Source organism: Psychrobacter arcticus 273-4, from assembly GCF_000012305.1.
Taxonomy (GTDB): domain Bacteria; phylum Pseudomonadota; class Gammaproteobacteria; order Pseudomonadales; family Moraxellaceae; genus Psychrobacter; species Psychrobacter arcticus.
In genome coordinates this window covers 962375-985639 of sequence record NC_007204.1, presented here as the reverse complement: position 1 = coordinate 985639, position 23265 = coordinate 962375, and the positions used below count along the sequence as shown (strand labels likewise).

Sequence of the window (23265 nt, the reverse complement as noted above, 5' to 3'; positions counted from 1 at the left end):
GAATCACTGACAAAATCAGAGAGTTAGAAATAATAAAATAAATCGTAAAACAATCATATTCTATTAACTGTTTAAACCTATTAAATGGTATATGCTCTATTAGTAACGCATTTTTATATTTATTTCAATACATAACGTATCATTTTTATAGATAAAGAACTTTAATGAAAATTTGACTGACGGCTCATTTTTGACTGACTGCTCATTTATGGTAGCCTGCGCAGATAATCATTGATATCAGCACTATTGAGAAGCCTAAAACGATTGAAGCTTTCGAGAGACAGATTCATGAGTATATTCATTACTACCATCATGAACGTATTCAGCTTAAACTAAAAGGACTGAGTCCTGTACCGTACAGAACTCAGTCCTTGAAATAAACGTAAACCGTCCAAAATTTGGGGGTCAGTTCACTTAAATGCTTGGCGTTTTTATAATTCTTAGATTAACGTAAGCTAAAAAACTATTCACCGTAAGTGCATAGATAAGCCGTTTCGACTTCTACTTTTACTTGAAATTTCTGATTGGCGTCAACAGTAAATTGCGCGCCAGCATTAAAGGTCTGCCATTCATCACTCTCTGGCAACTTGACCGTCAAAGCACCGCTAACGACTGTCATAGTCTCAAATTCGCTGGTGCCAAATTCATAGTCACCAATCTCCATTACCCCAACAGTAGCAGGCTTGGTTGCCGTTTGAAAGGCAATAGAAGTTACTTTATTATCAAAATAATTATTAACGCTTGGCATAATTTTCCTTAATTAAGTGTTGGTTGATATTTTAAAATTGTGTTTATAGTCTAATTTTATAGTCTGGCTTTACAGACCCGCTTTTAGACTCGCTTCGATAAATTGATCAAGGTCGCCATCGAGCACCGCACCAGTGTTAAAGGTTTCAACGCCAGTACGTAAGTCCTTGATACGTGAGTCATCAAGGACATACGAGCGAATTTGACTGCCCCAGCCAACATCCGACTTACCATCTTCAACGGCTTGCTGGGATTCCATCCGTTTTTGCATTTCAAGCTCATATAGCTTAGCACGCAGCATTTTCATTGCCGTGGCTTTATTGCCATGCTGGCTGCGCTCGTTTTGACAAGTCACCACCACGCCACTCGGTTCATGAGTGATACGCACAGCAGAATCGGTGGTGTTTACGTGCTGACCACCAGCCCCCGATGAGCGATAAGTATCAATACGCAAATCTGCCGGATTGACATCAATCTCGATATTATCATCAATTTCAGGCGACACAAAAACAGCCGCAAATGAAGTATGACGACCGTTATTACTGTCAAATGGTGATTTACGTACTAAGCGATGCACGCCGATTTCGGTACGTAACCAACCAAAAGCATAATCGCCTTTAATCTCAATGGTTGCTGACTTGATACCAGCGACTCCGCCAGCAGACACTTCGATAACGTCTACTTTAAAACCATGTGCTTCTGCCCAACGCGTATACATACGCAGCAACATCTCTGCCCAATCTTGTGCCTCTGTACCGCCACTACCTGACTGGATATCCAAATAGCAATTATTCGGATCCATCTCACCGCTAAACATGCGGCGGAACTCTAAATCTGCCACGCGTTTTTCAGCGTTGTCTAATTCGGCTTGCACATCAGCAAGCAATGACTCGTCTTCTTCTTCTACTGCAAGCTCTAGCATCGCAGACGCATCTTCCAATGTGGTTTCAAGCGACACCACCACATCAATCACCCCATCAAGCTGACTTTTTTCTTTATTAATCTTGGTCGCGCGTTCTGGATCATTCCATAGCTCAGGATTTTCCAGCTCTAAATTGACTTCTTCTAAGCGTTCTTGCTTACCATCGAAGTCAAAGATACCTCCGCAAGTCCTGCCCACGCTCAGATAAGTCTTTAATTCGTTCTTGATACGGATTGATTTCCATAAATGTTCCTGTGTGTTTTAAAAAATACGATAGCGCTATTTTAAATGAGATTCAGGTGAAATGTTCGGCTAATTTTAGCCGCTGCATGCGTCCTTTAAATTGACCAATCCTCAACTGCCCAGCGATGTGACAATGCATGGGCATGTAGCGCAGCATCCGGTGACACACAAATAGCCACATCCGCCCACTCAAGCAGCGGAATGTCATTTTTAGAGTCAGAATAGGCATAGGTCTTGTTAAAATGAATGCCAGCCAGTTGTTGCTTGCCAATCCATTTATCCAAATGATAAATCTTACCTTCTTTAAAGTTTGGCTTGTCGGTCAATTTACCGGTATAGCGCTTATCTTTTATCTCAAGCGGCGTTGAGAGTACATTGCCATCTTCAATCCCAAAGCGTTTGGCAATCGCAGATACCACAAAATCATTGGTCGCTGAAATAATCACCACATCGTGACCTTCTTCAACATGCTGACACAATACTTCCATCGCTTTTGGGCGGATGTGCGGCTCGATTTCACTTTTAATATAGTCTTCTCGCAGCTCATGCAGTCTGCCCATCGGTAGGCTACTTAAGAATTGCGCCACAAACTCGTTATATTCCGTCGCATCAAGCCTGCCTTCGATATAGTCATTATAGAATTTCTGATTGGCAGTACGATACTGCGCTTCATCAACAAGATTATGCTTGACGATATATTCGCCCCATAAATAGTCGCTATCGACATCGAGCAAGGTATGGTCTAAATCAAAGAGCGCTAAGGTGCGTAAGGTGCGTGGCGTTGGTTCAATGTCAATGCTTGGCATGCTCATAACAAAATACTCATTAATGATGATTGGTAATAATAATTACTAGTAACTCGTAGTTAGCGGCTTATTTTGGTTGTTCAATCTCTCTTAGACCGGTTTTAAACTTCTGACAACGCTCAGCATAATGTAGCGCCGACAGTTTCATCATGACTGCCTGCTCATCCGTCAATGTTTTGATCACTTTTGCAGGAGCGCCTACAACGAGAGAGTTATCTGGAATCTCTTTGCCTTCGGTGACCAAGGCTTTGGCACCAATAATACAGTTTTTGCCGATTTTGGCATTATTTAGGATGACAGCGCCAATCCCAATTAAGCTATTATCACCGACTTCACAGCCATGCAGCATCGCTAAATGACCAATAGTGACATGATTACCAATTTTCACCTCGATACCAGCATCGGTATGAATTACGCTGTTTTCTTGCACGTTACTATAGTCACCGATATGGATACGCTCATTGTCACCGCGAATCACCGCACCAAACCAGACGCTTGCCTGATGACCCAAATACACATCACCAATGACGCACGCGGAGTCTGCAATCCAACCGTTAAACGGTACAGCGAACGTAGGCACTCTGTCTAAATATTGATAAATCATAATCTATCCTTGGTGTTCATCTAAGATTTGTAAAAGCATGTCTTTATTAAAATATAAAATCGATACCTTCATGCATACCTACTGATCGATACCTTTATGCATACCTACTGTATGGGTCGTAAAATCATTTAAATAGCTGGCACCGATACTGGTTATTATAGTCGGTGAAAAGTAATATCAATACAACACGTACTACTGGTGCAAATTTTTCTTGCTTGCTGTGCCTACGCAGACAGAGGCTGCAAAAAATTTACACCAGCAATACGGTAGCGATTTTAAAGTATTTCAACTATATATTAGCCTATAAATTAGCCTATAAAATGTGTGAGCGCGTAATGTGATAGCAAGCATTTGTAGTATAATGCCATTTTCCTATCTTATCCGCCCTACCAAACCCTCTTTAGGATTACCGCAATGATCAGCAAAACCTCTTCCGCTATCATTTTATTACCAAGTAGTTTTTTATTGTCGAGCACCTTGCTTGTCGCTATGCCAGCCCATGCCAGTAGTAGCGATAATATCGAAAAGGCAGGCGATATCTTATCTTTCGCCATTCCAGCAGTTGCTTACGGTAGCACTTATTATATGGATGATAAAGAGGGACGAGAGCAATTTTATTATTCATTTGCAACCAATGTTGCTGCCACTTATGCCCTAAAATCTGTGATTGATAAAGAGCGACCAGATGGTAGCGATGATAATGCTTATCCATCAGGTCATACCTCAAGCGCGTTTCAAGGTGCCAGCTTTATTCATAAACGCTATGGACTAAAATATAGTGTTCCTGCCTATATTGGCGCAGGTTTTGTGGCTTATAGCCGTATAGAAGCCGATAAGCATGATGCTGTCGATGTATTAGCGGGCGCTGCCCTAGGTATGGCGAGCAGTATCTATCTGACAAAAAGCTATCAAGATGACCAGCTGCATATCGCTACCAACTTATCGCCAGATTACTATGGTTTATCGGTGCATTATAATTTTTGATCAATAAAGTTTATTGCTAATAGCTCTTTACTCCCACTCCTGCCCACTTACTATTTATGGCGCATAATCGAGAGACACCTAAATTATCTGGATGTTATTTACTATACTTATCCTTAAGGTGCTAGCCCTTAACGCAAAACTCTAGTATAATGCGCAAAATCTGTGCCAAAGCGAGCGGACATGATGTAAGTTACTTAATTCACTACCTAGTGAATCCTGTACCTTTTCATCTATGATGTCTTCTCGCTTTTTTGTGGAAAAATTTTGGCGCTGTCTCTTTTATTATTGCTATTTAGCCGCAGTTAAATACCAATAATCAAAAAAGCAGCGCTTTATTTTAATCAAAAAACCAGCACAGCACTTACCAATAACAGCGGAGGCAACCCTTGAATTCATCGACAGAAATACAAGCAATTTTGGCACTAGCGGACGGTACGATTTTTCGTGGTATTAGTATCGGCAGCCTTGGTCATCGTGTCGGTGAGGTGGTTTTCAATACAGCCATGACAGGGTATCAAGAAATCCTAACCGACCCAAGCTACGCGCGTCAGCTCGTGACCCTCACCTACCCGCATATCGGTAATACCGGTACCAACGCTGAAGATGTCGAGTCTGGCAATGGCCATAAAGTGTGGGCTGACGGTCTTATCATTCGTGATGCGACCATGGTGACCTCAAACTTCCGTCATTCAGAATCACTGAGCGATTATCTACAAAATCATAACACCGTCGCCATCGCTGATATTGATACGCGCCAATTGACTCGCCTGTTACGTGATAAAGGCGCACAAAATGGATGTATCATGACCGCCTCTAATGGCGAGACTATCAGTAGTGATGACGAGCAACAAGCCATTAAACTGGCGCAAGAGTTTGCTGGTATTGAAGGTATGGACTTGGCAAAAGAATGCTGTACGCCAACCACGTTTGAATGGACAGCCGGTAGCTGGGATTTATCCGATACTCTACTTAATCGCGATATAGCTGGTAGCCATGATAGTGGTACGGGCGGCTTCTTTAAGCATTTGGGCACGCATATTGAAGCAAAATACAATGTCGTTGCTTATGACTTCGGTAGCAAAACCAATATCCTACGTATGCTAGTAGACCGCGGCTGTCATGTAACCGTCGTGCCAGCGCAAACGCCTATCGCAGATGTGCTAGCGATGAATCCAGACGGTATATTCTTATCAAATGGTCCTGGCGACCCTGCTGCTTGTGATTACGCTATCGATGCGGTACGTCATATCATTGAAGAGACAAATATTCCGACCTTTGGTATTTGCTTAGGTCATCAGCTGATTGGTCTTGCCAGCGGTGCAAACACCATAAAAATGAAAACTGGTCATCATGGCGCTAACCATCCCGTCCAAGATTTGGCAACCGGCACCGTCATGATTACCAGTCAGAACCATGGTTTTGCAGTCGATGAAGACACGCTACCAGAGAATGTTAAGTCTACTCATCGCTCATTATTTGATGGTACTAACCAAGGTATCGAGCTGACCAATAAGCCAGTATTTAGCTTCCAAGGTCACCCAGAAGCCAGCCCTGGCCCGCATGATGCCGCGCCATTATTTGATAAGTTTGCAGACATGCTAGCAGCAGCTAAAGCTTAATGTATTAAGCATCAACCATTGTCGATAAATAACAATTTATTATAAAGCTTAAATCACTGACGGTGGTTTAAGCTGATCCACCCAAAATATGATAGTAACTATTCAAATATAGATTTCATAAGATACAGCTTTGCTCAAATACCGTTTTATTCAAATATAAACCAATAAAATATCACCCAAACGAAGGTAGCCCTAACTATGCCAAAACGTACCGACATAAAAAGCATTCTTATCATTGGCGCAGGTCCTATCGTCATCGGGCAAGCGTGCGAGTTTGATTATTCAGGCGCACAGGCGTGTAAAGCGTTAAAAGAAGAAGGCTACCGCGTCATCTTGGTCAATTCAAATCCTGCCACTATCATGACTGACCCTGCTATGGCTGATGCGACTTATATCGAGCCTATTACATGGCAGACGGTTGAGCAAATCATTGCTAAAGAGCGTCCTGATGCTATCTTGCCAACGATGGGCGGACAAACCGCTCTAAACTGTGCGTTAGAATTAGATAAGCATGGCGTATTGACCAAATATAATTGCGAATTGATTGGGGCGACTAAAGATTCAATCGAGATGGCAGAAGACCGCAACTTGTTCGATAAAGCGATGAAGCGTATCGGCCTTGAATGTCCACGCGCTGAAACTGCTGAGACGATGGAAGAAGCCTTTGCAACCCAAGAAAAAATGGGCTATCCCTGTATCATTCGCCCCTCGTTTACTATGGGCGGTTCAGGCGGCGGTATCGCATACAACCGCGACGAATTTATCGAGATTTGTGAGCGTGGTTTTGACTTATCACCAAACCATCAGCTACTTATCGATGAGTCATTGATTGGTTGGAAAGAATATGAGATGGAAGTGGTTCGCGACAAAAACGACAACTGCATCATCATCTGCGCCATCGAAAACTTTGATCCGATGGGTGTACATACGGGCGACTCAATCACGGTTGCGCCAGCACAAACGCTGACCGACAAAGAATATCAAATCATGCGCAATGCTTCATTAGCAGTACTGCGTGAGATTGGCGTGGAAACAGGCGGCTCAAACGTGCAGTTCGGTATCAACCCAGATACCGGTCGTATGGTCGTCATCGAGATGAATCCACGCGTATCACGCTCATCAGCATTAGCATCAAAAGCCACGGGCTTCCCGATTGCAAAAATCGCGGCAAAATTAGCGATTGGTTATACGCTAGATGAATTGCAAAATGACATCACTGGTGGCAAAACGCCAGCAAGCTTCGAACCTGCACTTGATTATGTGGTTACAAAGATACCTCGTTTTAACTTTGAAAAATTCCCACAAGCGGATAACGTGTTATCAACCCAGATGAAATCAGTTGGTGAAGTGATGGCTATCGGCCGTAACTTCCAAGAATCCATGCAAAAAGCACTGCGTGGTATGGAAACCGGCAATGATGGTTTTGATGAGCAAATCGATTTATCAAAAGTCAGCATTGAAAAGGCACGCAGCGAGATTACCAATCGTCTGACCATTCCAACACCTGAACGCATTTATTATATTGCTGATGCTTTCCGTATTGGCATGAGCGTCGATGACGTTTTCAAACTAACCAAAATCGACCCATGGTTCTTGGTACAAATCGAAGATATCGTCAAAACCGAAGCACAAGTTAAAGCGTTAGGTTTTGGTGGTTTAACCGAAAAGAACTTACGCAGCTTTAAGCGTAAAGGCTTATCAGACTTACGTTTGGCGAAGTTGCTTGGCGTCTCACAAAAGCAGCTACGTACCAAGCGTTGGGACCTAAATATCTATCCAGTTTATAAGCGCGTCGATACCTGCGCGGCAGAATTTGCTACCAGTACTGCTTATATGTACTCAACGTATGATAGCGAATGTGAAGCAAATCCAACGAATAACAAAAAAATTATGGTTATCGGTGGCGGTCCTAACCGTATCGGTCAAGGTATCGAGTTTGACTATTGCTGTGTACACGCAGCCCTTGCGATGCGCGAAGACGGTTATGAGACCATCATGGTCAACTGTAACCCTGAAACCGTTTCAACCGATTATGACACCTCTGATCGTCTCTACTTTGAGCCAATCACCTTAGAAGACGTGCTAGAGATCGTTCGTATCGAAAATCCTGATGGCGTGATTGTACAGTTCGGTGGTCAAACGCCATTGAAGCTAGCCCGTGCGCTTGAAGCCGCTGGCGTCAAAATCATTGGCACTAGCCCTGATGCGATTGACCGTGCTGAAGATCGCGAACGCTTTCAACATATGATTCAGCAATTGAACCTTGTTCAACCAACCAATGCCTTAGCCACTAGCTTAGAAGATGGTTTGGTCAAAGCAAAAGACGTTGGCTATCCATTAGTAGTACGTCCATCATATGTACTCGGTGGTCGTGCGATGGAGATTGTCTATAACGAAGATGAACTAAGACATTATCTGCGTACTGCGGTACAAGCGTCAAACGAAGCGCCGGTACTATTAGACCGTTTCTTAGACGACGCTATCGAAGTCGATGTCGATTGTGTTAGCGACGGTACTGACGTGGTGATTGGCGGTATCATGCAGCATATCGAACAAGCTGGCGTACACTCTGGTGACTCAGCCTGTTCATTACCACCTTACTCGCTCTCAAAAGAGTTATGTGATGTGATGCGCGCACAAACCGTCGCCATGGCTAAAGAGCTTGGTGTTGTGGGTTTGATGAACGTACAGTTTGCGGTAAAAGGTGAAACGGTTTACATCCTTGAGGTCAATCCTCGTGCAGCGCGTACGGTGCCGTTTGTCTCTAAATGTATCGGTACTTCTCTAGCGCAAATCGCAGCGCGTTGTATGGCTGGCACCTCGCTAAAAGACCAAGGCTTTACGAAAGAAATCGTTCCTGCATTTTTTGCAGTCAAAGAAGCGGTCTTCCCGTTTGCTAAGTTCCCTGGTGTTGATCCAATCTTGAGCCCTGAGATGAAATCAACTGGTGAAGTGATGGGCGTTGGCAAAACCTTTGGCGAAGCTTTCTATAAAGCCGTCATCGGTAGTAATGAGCGTCTGCCCGGTCTACCAACTGAAGGTGAAACCAAAACGGTCTTTATCTCTGTACGTGATAGTGATAAAGAACAAGTTGCCCCTATCGCTCGTCAGCTGATTGACTTTGGCTTTAATATTGTGGCGACTACTGGTACGCAAAAGGTACTTAGCGACAATGGTATTGAATGTAAACAAATCAACAAAGTCACCGAAGGTCGCCCGCATATCGTTGATGCCTTGAAAAATGGCAACATTGATATGATTATCAACACGACCGAAGGCAAGCAGGCACAAGAGGATTCATTCTCTATCCGTCGTAGTGCACTACAAGGCAAAGTGTTCTACGTCACCACTTTAGGTGCGGCAGATGCGGTCTGTAAATCTTATGCCATTGACCTACCTTTTGAGGTGTATAAATTGCAAGATTTGCATGAGCAAGCAAAGTCTATTGTTTAGCTCTATTGACTTGGCTGAATAATTTCAGTAGATTAAGCATAACCGTTAGGCTTGCCTAAGAGCTTATTTGAGTATGATTTCCTGTTGAACACAGCAAACCATGTTTGAAATACAATTTAAATGATAAACCTAAAAAGCATAGTGGCTAAACTGCGACTATGCTTTTTATTACGTAAGCTTAAACACCCAGATTATTGAATTGATATCAATGAATGATAGCGACCTGACTGGTTACGCCGTCTGAATCATTATTCTTTTTTTATTTTATACCCATTGCAACAACCCTGACACCATCTCCCTATGAGATGGTGCCCGTGTTATTGGTTTAAGGAAAAAACATGCAACGTTACCCCATGACTCCGCAAGGACATGCCGCTCTAGAAGCCGAATTAAAACAGTTAAAAAGTATCGACCGTCCACGTATTACCGCCTCTATCGCTGAAGCGCGCGAACACGGCGATTTAAAAGAAAATGCTGAATATCATGCTGCTCGTGAACAGCAAGGTTTCTGTGAAGCACGTATCCGTGATATCGAAGCCAAACTTGGCGGTGCCCAAATCATCGATCCTGCGACGTTACCAAAAGATGGTCGCGTGATATTCGGCGTGAGCGTGGTTATCGAAAACATGGACACTGAAGAAGAAAAACAATACAAAATCGTTGGTGACGACGAAGCGGATTTTAAAGCAGGTAAAATCTCTGTCAATTCACCGATTGCGCGGGGTTTAATTGGTAAGTCTGAAGGCGATGAAGCCCGTATTGAAACCCCTAAAGGTGTGGTCGAATACGAAATCATGAAAGTCATTTACGATTAGTCTAGCTGGCTTTTATAGTGAGTAAAATAGCGGTCTGCTTAAGAAGCAAATAAAGCAAACCGCACAAATTGCCATTGTTTATAGGAGAGCCGTTACACAACGCTGCTTTTCTACTCAATTTGTTTTAGCGCATAATTGTTGAGTTGAGATTACTGAGCCGGTTACTTGGCGGTTGCTTAAGATAATGACGGATATATCGATGGATGGATAGTTGGCTGTCCATTATCAGTACTGCTACCCTCGTTATTTGACCTGCTCTGTAGAGTCAATTAACGGGGGTTTTCTTATCTAAGCGTTCTTCATTCTTGTTTTACTTACTATAATTTTAAAGGACTTTATTATGACCACCACTATTGATCACTCATCAGTTGTGATGCAAAAAACAGCCACATTCACAGCAGTATCAGCACTTTTGGCAGGTACTGTCATGGCTATGTCTTCTGCCAATGCGGCTACTGAGGTGACAGTTCTACCCTCTACGGGCGGCAGTACCACCGTGGTCGAGCAGTATTCTGATGGTAAAACGGCTGTCATCACCGCCACTCCTAATAGCATTGGCATGCAAGATGGCATGCCGTTTGCGGTGGTGCAGGTTACCAACGTACCCCACTACGTGGTTCGCCAAGGTGCTATTAATACTGTTGTCACTCAAGGTAGTGCGACCGTCACTAGCGTACCTGTGACCAATCATATTACCAATCAAAGCAGTCGTGTTGATGTCATCGCGGTGCCGACCAGTACCGTCACCCAAGTACTACCAACGACTCAAATACTACCAACGACTCAAATACTACCAACGACTCAAATACTGCCTGTTATCACAGCGACTCAGCTGCCAGTAATCAACACGTCAGTGATGAATGCACCCGTGATCACTACCCCTGTGACAACCATTACCTCTATAGATGCTTTACAGCTAAAACCAACTTTTAGTACGCCTGATGTGGTCAACGCTCAAACCAAGGTCATGAAAATCCTTAAAAATAGCGATGGACGTGAGGTTGCAGTACCGGCTAACCATATCGCGCCTGGTGATGTCATTGAGTATCATACCGTTTATACCAATACCACAGCGCAGCCGGTGACTGATATCAATGCCATGGTTTCCTTGCCAAATGGCGTCAGAATAGTGTCATTGAACAGTCCACTGCCAACGCTTGCGACCACTGGTGGCGATAGCTATCAAACCATTCAGCAAGTTGGCAATACAGTCGTCGTTAAAGAAAATTACTCTGGTCTTAAATGGAACTTGGTAAATCTTAGTCCGAATGCCGCACAAACTGTCGTCATACGTGCCAAGGTACAATAAATACAACAATCAACACAACAATCAACACAACAATCAACACAACAATCAACACAACAATCAACACAACAATCAACACAACAATCAACACAACAATCAACACAACAATCAACACAACAATCAACACAACAAACCAGATGAATAGCACTCAAGAAATGACAGGCTAAGTATAGCTTAGCCTAAAATAACTGTACTAATTGATGACACGCCCTAGTTGCTATCATTTAAATGGTCCATAGTTATTCACCACAAATACTAGCCCCTATCTCACCCCATCTTTTTGTTTTGGTGGTTGAGTTTTAGCCGCTTTTCACTGACAATAGCAGCTTGATATCCTCAAATAGTGACCCACGCCATTATGAAAGTTATGCGTTTACTGTCGTCTTTGAAGCATGATGAATCCGAGCGCGGTATTTTTCATCTTGGGCGCGCTTTGGTCAAAAATGAGCATACTTCAATCATTATCTCTAGTGCTAATGAAGACAATGACTTGGTCAGACGCTTAAAGCGTGATGGCAACCATTATCACCAGTTATATATGAACAAAAAATCTTGGCTGTCCTTATTACAGGTCGCTCCGCTGCGACGTCTGATTGAAAAATATGACCCTGATATCATTCATGTACATTCGCGTACACCGGCATGGATACTGCATTTAGCGCTGCGCCGTGCACGGGTAAAACGTCGACCAAAACTGGTCTCGACTATGTATGGTTTTTATCCTATCAATAAATACTCACAAGCCTTGCTTGATGTTCATACCATTATCACCGTGTCTGATAGTGTGACCGATTATCTAAAAAAAGGGCTGCGCCGTGAAAAGCTAGACCCCAGAGTCATTAAGCGTATTTATCGCGGCGTTGATACGCGTCGTTATCCTTATCGGCACAATCCATCAGTATATTGGCTACGCCATACCTTTGCCGAATACCCTGAGCTTGAGAATAAAAAATGGCTGGTATTTCCGACCATCATTGGTAAGGAATATGGTCAAGAATGGCTGATTGATATCTTGGGTAATCTGCAAGAGCAGTTCCCTAATATCCACGCCATTATTATGGATGAAGATTACCGCGCAGGCGATGTCTCGCATGAAGATTTTCGCCAGCGTAGCAATACTTTGGGACTTGCCGATCGCATTACTTATGTCGGCAGTAAACGTAATGATATGCGCGAGTGGTTGTCAGCGGCCAATGTTGTCATGGCACTTGCCAATCAGCCTGAATCTATCGGTATCAATACTTTACAAGCCATTCATTTGGGTACGCCTGTGATCGGTTGGGATCAAGCAGCATTTAGTGAAATCCTGCGCCCACTTTATCCGCAAGGCTTAGTCAGAAAATACAATGCCAATGCATTGTGTAAAGCAGTGCGCAACCAGTTAGAAAGTGTGACTCGCCCTGAGATGACCACCAAATTTACCATGCGTGAGATGATCGATGAGACGTTAGGGGTCTATAAAAATCTGCATGAGCAAGCATTGGCAGAAGAGAAAGCCGCCGCAGATGCTTTAGCGGTAAGAAGACACAAAAAAGTCTTCGGCATTACTACTGAGCCCATCATCCATAAAAAACAGTCAATAAAATAAGATCAGTCAAAGACAAACCTAAAACATCGTATAGCACCAAAGTAACAGAAGAGCCAAACGATGCTTAACTGGCGTCATATCTGCTTTGGCTGCTTTCCTATTATTAATTTTCCTCTTATCAGCTGTGCTAAATTAGTTGACTACTACACTTTTTCGTAAACTTATTTCAGGACGGGACAATGTAAAAAAGCCAGATACGCACGGTATCTGGCTTAGCAAAAAACTATCAATCTATCTTAGGACGGGACAGATTAAATGTCTTACTTCTTAGTTGAATTATCCTTTAACCACAGCTGATTGACAATCTTTAATTCACGTAGCTCTTCTGCCATAATCGATTCACTAATGCCTGGATATTTCACCCTTGCATAACCGTATAACACGATACCTAACATGGTCCAACCAAAGAAAATCCACCATTCGACGGCAGTCAGTGCTGATGGCATACCTGGCATATATAACATTAATAAACCAACACTAAGTACAATCGTTACCATACCGACAAGCTTACCTGCTGGTATCTTAAATGGACGTACCATATCAGGCTCACGGTAGCGTAGTACTAAGAATGAAATAGCGACACAGGTATAAGCAATAACGATACCAAAACCACCGGCATCAACGATCCAAACCAACATTTTACGACCAAACAATGGTGCTAGCGTCGCTAAACCACCAATCAATAAAATCGCATTTGAAGGGGTTTTATATTTTGGATGTAACTTACCTAAAAAGGCTGGCAACATACGCGCTTTGGACATCGCATACAGCAGACGACTACCACCAATTAAGAACGCATTCCAGCTTGATAAAATACCCAGTACACCGCCGATAACCAACAGAATACCCGCCCATTTGCCTTGCCAAGCATTGGTCATGGCATCAGCAGTGGCTAAGGTCGAGCTCTCTGCTTGTACAAGCGGCAAAGTCGTCCCAACACTCCAAGCAATACCCACATACCACATCACCGCAACGACGATAGAGATAATCAAAAACTTACCAATATTAGGACGAGTTAAATCAATCTCTTCTGCCGCTTGTGGAATAACGTCAAAACCCACGAACATAAAGGGCACCATGACAATAACGGCCATCATGCCACCGACACCACCAATGAAGGCTGGCGATTGTATTGCTGTAGAGGTGTCAGGGTTATAAAGTACTGCACCAATAAATAGCAAAGTCCCGACGAATAGAATACCCAGTACTGCGGTTTTTTGGAACCATGCGCTGACTTCCATACCGCGGATATTTAGCCATGTTACAATGACGGAACCTAGCATCCCAACCCCGACCCATGTAGCGTAGACATCCCACCCAGCGATGGTCCAGAGATACCCTTGATTATAATTGGGAATAAAATACTCTACGACTGTCGGTAATGCGACTGCCTCAAAAGCGACCACGGAGAAATAACCAAATAAAATACTCCATGAGCAGATAAAGGAGACGTTTACTCCTAGCGCGCGATGCGTATACGTATGCTCACCACCAGTGATTGGCATTGATGCAGCAAGCTCAGCATAAGTCACACCAATCAGTATCACTGCCAAACCGCCTATAAAGAATGCTAGCATCGCACCCCAAGTACCAGCGGATAAAATCCAACCACCAGCCAAGACGACCCAGCCCCAACCTACCATAGCGCCAAACGCTAAAGCGATAACATCCAGCGTCCCTAACGATTTTTTTAATTCAGACATAACTTGCTCCTTGTCCGTGCTTCATCCGTGTGAATATTTTTTTATTACACTTAGAGTAATACTATATTTTATGTAACAGAGCGTTACCCATCATGTTTATCTTTTCATACTTCTCGGTCAAGAAGCTTGATAGTATTTTTAATATCTCGATAGCGGTGGTTTGACAACGGCGTCTTGACTTGCAAGGCGCCGTTGTCAAACCACCGCTCAAAGCAGGACTAAAAAAATCCTAACCTTAAGCATTCATTACTTTAAATCGTAATGCTTTTAAGCCGTTAAAATACCTTTGATGATATCTAAGCCTTCTTGTAGCACTTCATCTTCGACAGTCAGTGGTACCATCACACGAATGGCATTGCCATACATACCGCAAGACGCTAGTAGCAAACCTTGCTCGAACGATTTTGCTTTTAAGTTAGTAGTCGCCTCAACGTCTGGCTTGCCTTCGTTATCGATTAATTCAAAGGCTAACATGGCGCCTTTATGACGAATATGACCAATACTGCTTAGATTTAAATCTTTTAAAAACGACTCGATTTTATCGCCAATCTCAATACTACGCTCAAGCAGATTCTCTTCTTCAATCACTTCCATCACCGCTAATGCAGCGACACAAGCCAGTGGGTTACCAGAATAAGTACCACCCAAACCGCCTATTTGCGGCGCATCCATGATATCGGCGCGACCGATAACTGCAGAGATAGGATAACCACCTGCCAAACTCTTGGCACTGGTCATCAGATCAGGCTCAACGCCCAATTGCTCACAGGCAAACAACGTACCAGTACGAGCAAAACCACACTGTACCTCATCAAAAATCAGCACAATGCCATACTCATCACAGATATCGCGTAGAGACTTAGCAAACGATGGCGTGACTTGATGGAAACCACCTTCGCCTTGTACTGGCTCAATAATTATTGCCGCCACTTCACTAGGATCGATATCCGCTTGGAAGATCATTTCAAGGCTGTGCAATGCTTGTTCTTCAGTAACATTTAACTCTTCAGCCGGGAACAGCGCATGGAACACAGGACCCGGCATAGGACCAAAGTTCTTTTTATATGGCAATACTTTACCTGTTAAGCTCATGCACATAAGTGTGCGACCATGCCAACCACCAACGAAAGAGATGACGCCCGGGCGACCAGTTTTTGCACGAGCAATTTTGATACAGTTTTCAACCGCTTCTGCACCTGTGGTCAAAAAGAACGCTTTTGTGTCGCCACTGATAGGCGCTTTTTCACAAAGTTTTTCAGCAAGATCCACATAGCATTCATAGTTAATCATTTGCGCCGCAGTATGGGTAAATTTGTCTAGCTGCTCATGGACACGCTGGGTGATTTTTGGATGGCTGTGACCGGTGTTTAGTACTGAGATACCACCGACAAAATCGATATAGCGATTGCCTTCAACATCCCACACTTCTGAATTTTTTGCTTTTTCTGCAAAAATAGGAAAAGCCACACCCAGACCTGTTGGTAGGATGGCTTTACGGCGCGCAAGTAATGATTGATTGGTAGTCATAAGAATGTCCTTTTCTTTCTTTTTACGTAGATGCCAGTGAAGTTATGGCGGTTTATAGAGTAAGGTCTAGTTATAGTGGGGATTCATGGTGCTGAATCCCGTTTCATGCTGTGTGACAATTAAAATAGAACATAGAAATCAAAAGCTTAGCTAACATCAGAACACCAGTATTTGGTCACAACATATTCTTCGATGCCGTATTTTGAGCCTTCACGACCAAAGCCAGATTGTTTGACCCCGCCAAATGGTGCTACTTCTGTTGAGAGCATGCCAGTATTGTGTCCGACCATGCCATACTCAAGACCTTCGGTCACACGCCAAGCACGCGCATAGTCGCTGCTATAAAAATAAGCCGCTAGACCGTAGATAGTGTCGTTGGCGGCGCGAATGACTTCTTCTTCCGATGAGAAGGTAAAGACTGGGGCGATAGGACCAAATATCTCCTCGCTGGCAATGTCCATATCAGCGCTGATATCGGTGATGACGGTCGGATTGTAAGCAAGGGCTGAAGCATTATTCGTACTACCGCCAGCAATCAGGGTAGCGCCTTTATCTAGCGCGTCTTTTAATAGCGCTTGTACTTTTTGTAGGGCTTTTTCATTAATCAATGGACCAACATTGACCCCTTCTTCCATGCCATTACCGACTTTCAACTCAGCGACTTTTTTGATGAAAATACCTAAGAATTCATCTTTAATGCTGTCTTGAACATAGACACGGTTGGCACATACACAGGTTTGACCCGCGTTACGATATTTGGAAGCGATAAGACCATCCGCCGCCTTTTCCAAATCGGCATCATCAAAAACGATAAACGGTGCATTGCCGCCAAGCTCTAATGATAGCTTTTTAATCGTTGGGGCACACTGCGCCATCAAGGTACGACCGACTTCGGTAGAGCCTGTAAACGAGAGTTTATGAATGCGCGCATCGCCCGTTAGGATATCGCCGATAGTTGATGATTTACCGGTCACGACTTGGATAACGCCTGCAGGAATACCCGCTTGCTCAGCCAATGCACCGAGTGCTAAGGCAGAAAATGGCGTTTCGGTCGCAGGTTTGATAATGATGGTACAGCCTGCTGCCAGTGCAGGAGCTGCTTTACGAGTGATCATCGCCGCTGGAAAGTTCCAAGGCGTGATAGCAGCACAAACACCAACTGGCTGTTTTAATACCACATAGCGTAATTGTGAGTTGGTTGCTGGAATGACATCACCATAGACACGCTTGCCTTCTTCTGCAAACCAGCGAATAAAACTATTGGCATAACCAATCTCGCCACGTGATTCAGCCAAAGGCTTGCCCTGCTCAGCGGTCATAATAATAGCCAAATCTTCTTTGTTGGCATCGATAAGATCTGCCCATTTTTGCAGCAGCTGTGCGCGTTCTTGTGGGGTTTTGGCGGCCCAAGTGATTTGCGCTTCATGAGAGTAAGTAACGGCGTCATTGACATCAGCGGTCGTCAAGCTTGGCACCGTACCGATAACATCGCCGTTAAATGGATTGCTTACTTCAATAGTGGCTTCATCATTGGCAGCATACCAACCGTCTTTGATAAGACACTGCTGTTTGATCAAATCTGGGTTAGAGAGATTTAGGGTAGTCTTTAGCATCGTAACACTCCATGTTTGTCACTAGTAGTTGTTTATTATTTATATAGTAAGCCCAGTATAAAAACGATACAGCGGGACTGGAATGAATTTTTTGCAGCCTCTGTCTGCGCAGGCACAGCACGCCAGAAAAATTTATACCAGTGCCGCGTCAAAACATGATGTATCTACTTTATTTGGAATCGACTATAGAGCTATCTAACGTTGGCATAAGCTTGCCTTTTTAAACAGCCATAAAACCAATGAAAAATTGGCATAACCAGTTAATAATAATGATTGATAATATATAGAACGTTCAGTATACTGAACAACTATTCCATATATGAGACATCATTATAAGAACGATGGGATACTCTTTGCAACCGTTATTTTGATAGTTCTCAACCATATTTTTTATTTTTACTTTTTAACTGACTTTTTAATAGGCATCTTATGAGTAACAGCGCCGTTCCTGCTCTAGACAAAACCTTTCAAATTCTGGACTTAATCACGGCAAGCCAGCAGCCCTTGACGGCAGCTCATATTTCAAAAGAATTAAAGCTGCCACGTAGCTCAACGCATAATATTTTGCATAGCCTGCTTAGCAAACATGTTATCTATAAGGATAGCGAAGGACGCTTTCATTTAGGCTCTTACTTGCTGTATTGGGCGGGTAAATACGAGCAGCAGCAAGGGGTGGTACAATTATTTAAAGACCTCATCATGCAATATCCTATACTGTTACAACACACCGTCACCTTATCCAAAATGGATTTGGGCGAAGTGGTTTTTTTGGCTTGTCATGAAGCACCAGCCCCACTTGGCTTTACTTTCCGTGCCGGCGTACGTGTGCCTGCCGTGTTTTCTGCAACCGGCAAAGCCATGCTTTCAACCTTGTCCATGCATAGCATCAAATCGCTGTATGAAGGCATCTTTCCAGAGCCAATGACGCCAAACGGAGTCAGCAACTTTGAGACTTTAGCGGATGAAATTGCTGCTATAGAACAGAGCCGCATCTCACTGGATGATGGGCAATTGCGCGAGGGTATGTACTGCTTAGGGACTTATATTCGCAATGCGTCGGGTAATGCTGTTGCTGGTATGGCGGTCAGCTTTTTACAAGCAGAGTATGAGCCCAAGCGTGCTGAGGTCAGTGCCGTACTGATTGAATTGGCGGAGCAAATTGAACAGCGTTTAGGGTTTATTGATTAGCAATAAACCCTAAACGCTGTTGCCGCTTGAGTGTTGTCAGTTGTTTTGATTGTCTCAGTTATTTTAAAGATCATTGTCACCACTGAATAAAAATTAACATTCGTTTGTTTGACATTGATTGGTTTAAAAGCTGTTTTGTTTAATACCTTTCTGTGTAAAACACTCTGTTTTTTAACTTTTATTTCGAGTACTGAGCATTGCAGATATTGATACTGCACACACTTATATTTAATCAAACAATTCCATCAGCTTTCAGCTTGGCGATCATCTCACTGTCATAGCCTAAATCAGTAAGCGTGCTATCAGTATGCTCGCTCAAGCGTGGCGGTGGTGTGCGATACGTAACAGGCGAGCCTGAGAGTTTAATGGGGCTGCCAAGTGCTTTAACCGGACTGCCTTGTTCGGCAAAACTAACAATCATCTCGCGCGCCAGCACTTGCGGCATAGCCAAGGCTTCTGCAATATTATGAATAGGACCACAAGGAATACCCGCCTCATGCAAGCGCGTAAGCCAATATGCACGTGGATGCTCGGCAAATGCTTTTATGAGCCACTCACAAATTAGCTCACGATGGGCTACCCGTGCTGGATTGGTCGCAAAACGACTGTCGGTATACCACGCTACTGATAGCATCTGGCATAACCTAGCAAATTGCCCGTCATTACCGCAGGCTAAAATGAAATGCTCCTCCCCTGCACCGGCAAACACTTGATAGGGAACAATATTAGGGTGACCATTGCCCAGTCTTGGTGGCACCTCGCCAGATGCCAAGTGATTCATACCGACATTGGCGAGCATTGCCAGCGCACTGTCTAGTAGCGCGACATCGACATGTTGACCAAGTCCGGTATGCTGACGCGCTATTAACGCCGCTTGAATACCTATGGTCAGCTGCAAGCCTGCAAATAAATCTACCACTGCCACGCCAACTTTATGTGGTTCGCCATCAGTAGGTCCGGTGATGCTCATCAGCCCAGATAAGCCTTGAATGATATAGTCATAGCCCGGAAGCGCAGCATCGGGACCTGTTTGCCCAAAGCCAGTTAACGAGGCATAAATCAGACGTGGATTGCTTTGCTTTAAACTCTCATAGTCCAAACCGTATTTTTTCAGACCGCCAACTTTAAAGTTTTCTACCACAATATCGCTTGTTTCAGCGAGCTGCTTAATGATGGTTTGTCCAGCAGGCGTCGTGATATCTACGGTGAGGGATTTTTTATTGCGATTAATGGTGGCGTAATAAGCGGATGTGTCATCGCTGAATTTTGGCGGCGCCCAATGACGCGTCTCATCACCGATATGTGGACGCTCAACTTTGATAACGTCGGCACCAAGGTCGGCGAGTACCTGAGTGCAAGAAGGACCGGCCAATACCCGAGACAAATCCAGCACCTTAATCCCGTGTAATGCGCCTTTTGCGACAGCATCAGTCACGATATTTGCAGTAGCATTGTCAATAACATTTGCTTGCTCAGGCCTTTGTGTCGTTGTGGTGACAGTCATAATAACCCCTTATTGATAACATATTTTTATAGTGATAAGACAGTGCTTAGTCATCATTCATCTAACTCTTTGAAGCTACTGATAAACCAGATATAAATCAGGACTAATAACTGAAAAAACGTACGCTACTGCTTGTTAAGTGCTTCATAAAAAGCGCAACAGTAACGTACGTCTAGGGTCTGAAAACCAGCTAGCACTTATTAGCTAACCACACTTAATAAAATGCCTGAATACCAGTCTGCGCGCGACCTAGAATAAGGGCATGAATATCATGTGTGCCCTCATAAGTATTGACCGCTTCTAAATTCATAACATGACGAATGATATGGAACTCATCAGAGATACCATTACCGCCATGCATATCACGTGCAATACGTGCAATCTCTAGTGCTTTACCACAGTTATTACGCTTAATTAGTGAGATCATTTCAGGAGCGGCGTTATCCTCATCCATCAAACGACCAACACGCAATGCAGCTTGCAGACCTAGTGTGATTTCCGTTTGCATATTGGCAAGCTTTAGCTGTACCAACTGCGTTGCCGCTAGCGGACGGCCAAATTGTTTACGGTCAAGGGTGTACTGACGTGATGCTTTCCAGCAGAATTCAGCGGCGCCCATTGAACCCCAAGCGATACCGTAACGGGCTTTGTTTAAGCAACCAAATGGACCTTTTAGACCACGAATATCTGGGAAAGCATTGGCTTCAGGGACAAACACTTTGTCCATGACAATCTCACCCGTGACAGACGCACGCAATGAGAACTTGCCTTCGATTTTCGGTGCGGACAGTCCTTTCATACCTTTATCTAAGATAAAGCCACGAATATCGCCGGCATCATCTTTTGCCCAAACGACAAACACATCAGAAATCGGACTATTGGTAATCCACATTTTATTACCAGTCAGCTCATAACCACCTGCCACTGCGCGTGCACGCGTTAACATTGATGAGGGATCTGAACCCGAATCTGGCTCTGTCAAACCAAAACAGCCGACATATTCGCCAGTCGCCAGCTTCGGCAGATATTTTTCTTTTTGCTCTTCTGTACCATAGGCATGTATCGGATGCATCACCAAGCTTGACTGCACGCTCATCGCCGAACGATAACCTGAATCCACCGCTTCAACTTCTTTAGCAATCAAGCCATAAGCCACGCTCGACATGCCAGCACAACCATAACCGTCTATCGTCACACCAAGAAGACCCATCTCGCCCATCTGACGCATAATATTGCGATCGAAGTGCTCATTGCGGTTGGCCTGAATGATGCCAGGCATTAGCTCTTTTTGAAAAAACTGACGCGCACTGTCCGTTACCATGCGCTCTTCATCTGTAAGCTGGTCACGTAATAAAAATGGATCTTCCCAATCAAAACGTGGGCTGCTAGAAGTTGCCATGTGCTGCTCCTTGTTGTCAGTCATCCTGACCGACGATTAATGGTTAATATGATACTTTAGCTAAGTTTACTATTGACTTCAATATTCCGCTGTGCGAAACTAAGTTTCATAATATAAACTATTTAAGCAAAATTTTAGCGTCCTGTAAACCCTTATTCATTCAGATGGTCATAAAATGAGAAAAAACTTGTCGGTAGCTGTACCATTATTGGATCGATTAAATAGTGCCCTTACTCAAGGTAAAGAAGATAACGATAGGCAATTTGTCACCGCCCTTGGGCGTGGCTTAGTGATATTGGCAGCTTTTGAGCATGAGGAGGCGCTTAGCCATCAGAAATTATGCCAGATGACAACACTGCCAAAAGCGACGATTACTCGCCTGATTCATACCTTGATGACGCTTGGATTTTTGCGTACCACTGAACATGGACAGTATCAATTGGGCAGTAGTGCGGTGCGATTAAGTGCAACGGCTTGGAGTCGTCACGATATGGTTTCTTCAGCTGAACCATTACTGCGGCAGTTTGCAAGTAGTAATGAGGTGTCGGTGAATTTGGCAACCGAAGTCGAAGGGGAAATGCGCTATCACGCCTGCTGTCGTAGCCCTGCTCGCCTATCGGTCAATTTGCAAGTTGGCTCTGCAGTACCCGTCGCACGCACTGCTATTGGACGTGCCTTTTATGCAGCTAGCTCGCAAGCAAGACAGGCTGTTATTCTTAGCAATTTACAAGAGCTTCTATCTACAGAGGATTATAACCTCGCGCAGTCTGCTCTGTCTGAAGCAACAGAACATTATAGATTACATGGTTATACCATATCGGATGGGGAGTTTTCTACGGACATATTGGCTGTAGCCGTTGGTGTCTATGATGTTGCCACTGGGCAGTATACCTATTCGCTCAATGCCAGTGTCCCAAGTGCCAACTGGAAAAGCGACGACTATGCAGCGATGATAGTACCTAAATTGCAAGCGTTGGCTGAAAAAATCGGCAGTGGTGTTTAGAGTAATTGATTAATCGGATAAGATTTAGCGTAGTTTGCTGATGATACGAGCATTTTGATGAGATTTTATCTGTGCATAACGACATTGATGAAGTGATGCAAGTACAAAGTGATTTGGTAGAAGTGATGCATACTTTGCAGTAAGTGGTTTATATTAAAGGATAAGAAGCGTTAAAATTTAATGTAAACATCAATAATCATAAAAGTATTGGAGTAAACAATAAAACTGAGCCTTTCCCAAA

Annotated in this window: 17 protein-coding genes and 1 pseudogene; 9 read left to right on the top strand and 9 right to left on the bottom strand. The window is 43.8% G+C overall.

All coding sequences use genetic code 11. The features are described 5' to 3' along the window. Window positions 1-257: 257 nt before the first annotated feature. Window positions 258-380: pseudogene (locus PSYC_RS11350) on the top strand (IS3 family transposase); the annotation flags it as partial. Between the two features lie 83 nt (window positions 381-463). Here PSYC_RS11350 and PSYC_RS04275 read toward each other — a convergent pair. The 4 genes from PSYC_RS04275 to PSYC_RS04260 all read right to left on the bottom strand — a co-directional run bounded on the left by PSYC_RS04275 (window position 464) and on the right by PSYC_RS04260 (window position 3322). Continuing rightward, window positions 464-748, bottom strand: coding sequence for a pyrimidine/purine nucleoside phosphorylase (locus tag PSYC_RS04275; protein WP_011280100.1), 285 nt, complete (start codon window positions 746-748; stop codon window positions 464-466). Between the two features lie 69 nt (window positions 749-817). Beyond that, window positions 818-1913, bottom strand: a protein-coding gene (gene prfB, locus PSYC_RS04270; RefSeq protein WP_148201652.1) for a peptide chain release factor 2 whose coding sequence is annotated in 2 segments (ribosomal slippage) — window positions 818-1840 and window positions 1842-1913 — 1095 coding nt in all. Because the reading frame shifts where the segments join, the coding sequence is not laid out codon by codon here. A 94-nt stretch (window positions 1914-2007) separates the two neighbouring features. Further along, window positions 2008-2724: an HAD family hydrolase gene (locus PSYC_RS04265; RefSeq protein WP_011280098.1), complete on the bottom strand. Its 717-nt coding sequence runs from the start codon at window positions 2722-2724 to the stop codon at window positions 2008-2010. Window positions 2725-2785: 61 nt separating this feature from the next. Continuing rightward, window positions 2786-3322 (bottom strand): gamma carbonic anhydrase family protein, encoded by a 537-nt coding sequence (locus tag PSYC_RS04260; protein WP_011280097.1) that lies wholly within the window; start codon window positions 3320-3322, stop codon window positions 2786-2788. Between the two features lie 414 nt (window positions 3323-3736). Between PSYC_RS04260 and PSYC_RS04255 the strand changes: the two genes are divergently transcribed. From PSYC_RS04255 to PSYC_RS04230, 6 genes are all read left to right on the top strand, one after another. Beyond that, complete coding sequence (locus PSYC_RS04255; RefSeq protein WP_011280096.1) at window positions 3737-4306, top strand: phosphatase PAP2 family protein; 570 nt, start codon at window positions 3737-3739, stop codon at window positions 4304-4306. Between the two features lie 386 nt (window positions 4307-4692). Next, window positions 4693-5925, top strand: a complete 1233-nt coding sequence (carA, locus tag PSYC_RS04250) for a glutamine-hydrolyzing carbamoyl-phosphate synthase small subunit (RefSeq protein ID WP_011280095.1) — start codon at window positions 4693-4695, stop codon at window positions 5923-5925. A 198-nt stretch (window positions 5926-6123) separates the two neighbouring features. After that, entirely contained in the window at window positions 6124-9378 is a 3255-nt protein-coding gene (carB, locus tag PSYC_RS04245; protein ID WP_011280094.1) for a carbamoyl-phosphate synthase large subunit, read from the top strand. A 338-nt stretch (window positions 9379-9716) separates the two neighbouring features. Continuing rightward, complete coding sequence (gene greA, locus PSYC_RS04240) at window positions 9717-10193, top strand: transcription elongation factor GreA (RefSeq protein ID WP_011280093.1); 477 nt, start codon at window positions 9717-9719, stop codon at window positions 10191-10193. A 340-nt stretch (window positions 10194-10533) separates the two neighbouring features. Next, window positions 10534-11502, top strand: coding sequence for a hypothetical protein (locus tag PSYC_RS04235; RefSeq protein WP_011280092.1), 969 nt, complete (start codon window positions 10534-10536; stop codon window positions 11500-11502). 355 nt (window positions 11503-11857) lie between these two features. Then, the gene (locus PSYC_RS04230; protein ID WP_011280091.1) at window positions 11858-13087 is read left to right on the top strand and encodes a glycosyltransferase; all 1230 of its coding nucleotides are present in this window, start codon (window positions 11858-11860) and stop codon (window positions 13085-13087) included. A gap of 260 nt (window positions 13088-13347) precedes the next feature. Here the strand turns inward: PSYC_RS04230 and PSYC_RS04225 are convergent, their stop codons facing one another. The 3 genes from PSYC_RS04225 to PSYC_RS04215 form a co-directional block, all read right to left on the bottom strand. After that, window positions 13348-14790, bottom strand: coding sequence for an APC family permease (locus tag PSYC_RS04225; RefSeq protein WP_011280090.1), 1443 nt, complete (start codon window positions 14788-14790; stop codon window positions 13348-13350). A 267-nt stretch (window positions 14791-15057) separates the two neighbouring features. Beyond that, window positions 15058-16317, bottom strand: coding sequence for a 4-aminobutyrate--2-oxoglutarate transaminase (gene gabT, locus PSYC_RS04220; protein WP_011280089.1), 1260 nt, complete (start codon window positions 16315-16317; stop codon window positions 15058-15060). A gap of 146 nt (window positions 16318-16463) precedes the next feature. After that, a complete protein-coding gene (locus tag PSYC_RS04215; RefSeq protein WP_011280088.1) occupies window positions 16464-17930 on the bottom strand; it encodes an NAD-dependent succinate-semialdehyde dehydrogenase in 1467 nt (488 codons plus the stop codon). A gap of 429 nt (window positions 17931-18359) precedes the next feature. Here PSYC_RS04215 and PSYC_RS04210 point away from each other — a divergent pair, with 429 nt between their 5' ends. Further along, the gene (locus tag PSYC_RS04210) at window positions 18360-19118 is read left to right on the top strand and encodes an IclR family transcriptional regulator (protein ID WP_011280087.1); all 759 of its coding nucleotides are present in this window, start codon (window positions 18360-18362) and stop codon (window positions 19116-19118) included. 232 nt (window positions 19119-19350) lie between these two features. Here the strand turns inward: PSYC_RS04210 and PSYC_RS04200 are convergent, their stop codons facing one another. Further along, the gene (locus PSYC_RS04200; RefSeq protein ID WP_011280086.1) at window positions 19351-20622 is read right to left on the bottom strand and encodes a CaiB/BaiF CoA transferase family protein; all 1272 of its coding nucleotides are present in this window, start codon (window positions 20620-20622) and stop codon (window positions 19351-19353) included. Between the two features lie 214 nt (window positions 20623-20836). Then, window positions 20837-22021, bottom strand: a complete 1185-nt coding sequence (locus tag PSYC_RS04195; protein ID WP_011280085.1) for an acyl-CoA dehydrogenase — start codon at window positions 22019-22021, stop codon at window positions 20837-20839. A 175-nt stretch (window positions 22022-22196) separates the two neighbouring features. Between PSYC_RS04195 and PSYC_RS04190 the strand changes: the two genes are divergently transcribed. Continuing rightward, window positions 22197-23024: an IclR family transcriptional regulator gene (locus tag PSYC_RS04190; RefSeq protein WP_011280084.1), complete on the top strand. Its 828-nt coding sequence runs from the start codon at window positions 22197-22199 to the stop codon at window positions 23022-23024. Window positions 23025-23265 lie beyond the last annotated feature (241 nt).